The sequence below is a fragment of the Streptomyces sp. NPDC054932 genome (genome assembly GCF_053610205.1).
In genome coordinates this window covers 1-3981 of the sequence record NZ_JBSGXU010000077.1, presented here as the reverse complement: position 1 = coordinate 3981, position 3981 = coordinate 1, and the positions used below count along the sequence as shown (strand labels likewise).

Here is a 3981-nt window from a genome sequence, read left to right as displayed (position 1 = left end):
CGCCAAGATCCGCAAGAGACGGCCCAGGGGTCTCGATCGGGCCGGGCCCGGCCTGCCCGGCACGGCACCTCGCCGCGTTGTCGAAACGCGCGAGTACGGCCGAGTACGAGCTGCGTTTCTCCGCCTTGCGATGCACCGCACCGGACAACCCGGGCCGACCGGCCTGATCGACAGGACGGGCCCTAGCCGACGGAGACGAACCGGTCGGGCCGGCCGCCGGGGGTGACGGTCACCTCGTGGACCGCGCCCCCCGAGGTGGTCATGCGGATCCGGTCGGGGGCCGTCCAGACGGTCTCGCGCAGTTCGTTGTCGTCGGCGTCGCCGTTGAAGCAGCCGACGGTCCAGCGGCGTTCCAGGGGACGGCTCCCCTCGTCGACGTAGACGCACCAGACGGGGTCGAGGAAGCCGCTCCGCGCCTCCACGATCAACCGGCGGTCACTGAGGCCGGGGGCCGCCTCCGTCTTCTCCACCCGGTCGGATCCGCCGAACACGGCGGAGACGAACCCGCCGAGCAGCAACGCCGGGACGCCGGCCGCGAGCAGCGTGGTGACCAGGGGCAGGCGCAGCGGGGACCGCTCCAGACCCAACAGGACCGCCCCGGTCAGAGCGGCCAGGGCGAGCCACCCCAACAGCAGGACGTACTCGCGGAGCCGGAGCAGAAGGACGAGCCCGCCCTCGTCGCCCGACATGAGCCCGGCCATGGCCGTGGCGGCGAGAGCCGTCCCCACGATGAGCAGCCCGAGGGCCGACGGTCTGCGGTAACGCGTGGAGTTCATGATCCCCCGAAAGATGTGGATCAAGCAGCCTAAGGGGATGTCCGGGACGGCGCCAGGCCCGATGGGGGCGGGGGCCGCGCGGAGCGGTAGGGTCGCGCAGCGTGATCGAAACCCTTGTCTGGATCGCGCTGGCTCTCGGAGTCATCGGGGTCTACCTCAGCTGGACCGCGGGCCGGCTCGACCGGCTGCACTCGCGGATGGACGCCGCGCGGGCCGCGCTCGACGCGCAGCTCGTACGGCGGGCCTCCGTCGTGCTGGAGGTCGCCACCTCCGGGGTGCTCGACCCCGCCTCCTCACTGGTGCTGTACGAGGCCGCGCACGCCGCCCGGCAGGCCGAGGAGGAGCACCGCGAGGTGGCCGAGAGCGAGCTCAGCCAGGCACTGCGGGCGGTCTTCGCCGATGCCGCGCAGGTCGACGTGCTCAAGGCGGCCCCCGGCGGGGCGGAGGCCACGGAGGAGCTGGCGGCGGCCGTCCGCCGGGTACCGATGGCGCGGCGCTTCCTCAACGACTCGGTACGGGCCGCCCGCGCGCTGCGCAGGCACCGCAAGGTCCGCTGGTTCAGACTGGCGGGGCACGCGCCCTTCCCGCTCGCCTTCGAAATGGACGACGAGCCCCCGGTGGATCTTGCAGATCGGCCTACGTAGGGGTTCCAAGGGCCGCGAGGGACAAATCAAGGAGCCACAGGCTCCACATTGGCCCTTGTAGTGGACTGATCCTCTGGGGTTTCCTCAGCCGAGTAGTACGAGCAGTACCCCGTCTTCCTTTCGAGTGAGGTCAATCCGTGAGCACGCTTCCCACCTCCCCCCAGTCCGCCGAGTCGGCGATCGGCACCTCGCGCGTCAAGCGCGGCATGGCCGAGCAGCTGAAGGGCGGCGTGATCATGGACGTGGTCAACGCCGAGCAGGCGAAGATCGCCGAGGACGCCGGCGCCGTGGCCGTCATGGCCCTGGAGCGGGTCCCGGCCGACATCCGCAAGGACGGCGGCGTCGCTCGCATGTCGGACCCCAACATGATCGAAGAGATCATCGAGGCCGTCTCGATCCCGGTCATGGCCAAGTCCCGCATCGGCCACTTCGTCGAGGCCCAGGTCCTGCAGTCCCTCGGTGTCGACTACATCGACGAGTCCGAGGTCCTGACCCCGGCCGACGAGGTCAACCACTCCGACAAGTGGGCGTTCACCACCCCCTTCGTCTGTGGCGCCACCAACCTGGGTGAGGCCCTGCGCCGCATCGCCGAGGGTGCGGCCATGATCCGCTCGAAGGGCGAGGCCGGCACCGGCAACGTGGTCGAGGCCGTCCGCCACCTGCGCCAGATCAAGAACGAGATCGCCCGCCTGCGCGGCTACGACAACAACGAGCTGTTCGCCGCCGCCAAGGAGCTGCGCGCGCCGTACGAGCTCGTCAAGGAAGTTGCCGAGCTCGGCAAGCTCCCGGTCGTGCTCTTCTCCGCCGGTGGCGTCGCCACCCCGGCCGACGCCGCGCTCATGCGCCAGCTCGGCGCCGAGGGCGTCTTCGTCGGCTCCGGCATCTTCAAGTCGGGCGACCCGGCCAAGCGCGCCGCCGCCATCGTGAAGGCCACCACCTTCTACGACGACCCGAAGATCATCGCGGACGCCTCCCGCAACCTGGGCGAGGCCATGGTCGGCATCAACTGCGACACCCTCCCCGAGTCCGAGCGCTACGCCAACCGCGGCTGGTAATCGGTCATGACCAACACCCCCGTGATCGGTGTCCTGGCTCTCCAGGGCGACGTACGGGAGCACCTGATCGCCCTGGCCGCGGCGGACGCCGTGGCCAGGCCGGTCCGGCGTCCCGAGGAGCTCGCCGAGGTCGACGCCCTGGTGATCCCCGGCGGCGAGTCCACCACGATGTCGAAGCTCGCCGTGCTGTTCGGCATGCTGGAGCCGCTGCGCGAGCGCGTGGCAGCCGGCATGCCCGTGTACGGCACCTGCGCCGGCATGATCATGCTGGCGGACAAGCTCCTGGACGGCCGTGAGGACCAGGAGACCCTGGGCGGCATCGACATGATCGTCCGCCGCAACGCGTTCGGCCGCCAGAACGAGTCCTTCGAGGCGAAGATCGACTTCGCGGGCATAGCGGGCGGCCCGGTCGAGGGCGTCTTCATCCGCGCGCCCTGGGTCGAGTCGGTCGGCGCGGCCGCCGAGGTGCTCGCCACGCACGACGGCCACACGGTCGCCGTGCGACAGGGCAACGTCCTGGCGACCTCGTTCCACCCCGAGCTGACCGGAGACGACCGCGTTCACGCGTACTTCGTCGACATGGTGCGCGCGGGGCTGTGACGAGCTCCCGGTAGGATCGGAGACGAACACTGTTGGTTACGCGAAGGAGACAGGCGGATGTCCGGCCACTCTAAATGGGCTACGACGAAGCACAAGAAGGCCGTGATCGATGCCAAGCGCGGCAAGCTCTTCGCGAAGCTGATCAAGAACATCGAGGTCGCGGCCCGTATGGGCGGCGCCGACATCGACGGCAACCCGACGCTCTTCGACGCCATTCAGAAGGCCAAGAAGAGCTCGGTCCCGAACAAGAACATCGACTCCGCGGTCAAGCGCGGCGGTGGTCTTGAGGCCGGCGGCGCCGACTACGAGACGATCATGTACGAGGGCTACGGTCCCAACGGTGTCGCGGTGCTCATCGAGTGCCTCACCGACAACCGCAACCGAGCCGCGTCCGACGTGCGTGTCGCCATGACCCGCAACGGCGGTTCGATGGCCGACCCGGGCTCGGTCTCGTACCTGTTCAACCGTAAGGGTGTCGTCCTGCTGCCCAAGGGCGAGCTCTCCGAGGACGACGTCCTGGAGACGGTGCTCGAGGCGGGTGCCGAAGAGGTCAACGACCTCGGCGACAGCTTCGAGATCATCAGCGAGGCCACCGACATGGTCGCGGTCCGTACCGCGCTCCAGCAGGCGGGCATCGACTACGACTCGGCCGACTCCAACTTCCTGCCGACCATGCAGGTCGAGCTGGACGAAGAGGGCGCGCGCAAGATCTTCAAGCTGATCGACGCGCTGGAGGACAGCGACGACGTGCAGAACGTCTTCGCCAACTTCGACGTCTCGGACGAGGTCATGGAGAAGGTCGACGCCTGATCGGCTGTCAACGCCAGCGGGCCGACGGGTTATCCGTCGGCCCGCTGGCGTGTGGCGGCCCGTGCGGCCCGGGGCGCCGGGTGTCCTGGCCGGTCC

5 protein-coding genes are annotated in these 3981 nt (G+C 69.6%); 4 read left to right on the top strand and 1 reads right to left on the bottom strand.

Annotated features, from left to right (window positions below; genetic code table 11):
- Window positions 1-182: 182 nt before the first annotated feature.
- The gene (locus tag ACWGE1_RS21390; protein ID WP_453422071.1) at window positions 183-776 is read right to left on the bottom strand and encodes a hypothetical protein; all 594 of its coding nucleotides are present in this window, start codon (window positions 774-776) and stop codon (window positions 183-185) included.
- A 101-nt stretch (window positions 777-877) separates the two neighbouring features.
- Between ACWGE1_RS21390 and ACWGE1_RS21385 the strand changes: the two genes are divergently transcribed.
- From ACWGE1_RS21385 to ACWGE1_RS21370, 4 genes are all read left to right on the top strand, one after another.
- Window positions 878-1420 (top strand): hypothetical protein, encoded by a 543-nt coding sequence (locus tag ACWGE1_RS21385; RefSeq protein ID WP_453422070.1) that lies wholly within the window; start codon window positions 878-880, stop codon window positions 1418-1420.
- Window positions 1421-1557: 137 nt separating this feature from the next.
- On the top strand, window positions 1558-2475 hold the full coding sequence (pdxS, locus tag ACWGE1_RS21380) for a pyridoxal 5'-phosphate synthase lyase subunit PdxS (RefSeq protein ID WP_030010552.1): 918 nt from the start codon (window positions 1558-1560) through the stop codon (window positions 2473-2475).
- A 6-nt stretch (window positions 2476-2481) separates the two neighbouring features.
- The gene (gene pdxT, locus ACWGE1_RS21375) at window positions 2482-3075 is read left to right on the top strand and encodes a pyridoxal 5'-phosphate synthase glutaminase subunit PdxT (protein ID WP_453422069.1); all 594 of its coding nucleotides are present in this window, start codon (window positions 2482-2484) and stop codon (window positions 3073-3075) included.
- Between the two features lie 57 nt (window positions 3076-3132).
- The gene (locus ACWGE1_RS21370) at window positions 3133-3885 is read left to right on the top strand and encodes a YebC/PmpR family DNA-binding transcriptional regulator (RefSeq protein ID WP_053786045.1); all 753 of its coding nucleotides are present in this window, start codon (window positions 3133-3135) and stop codon (window positions 3883-3885) included.
- Window positions 3886-3981 lie beyond the last annotated feature (96 nt).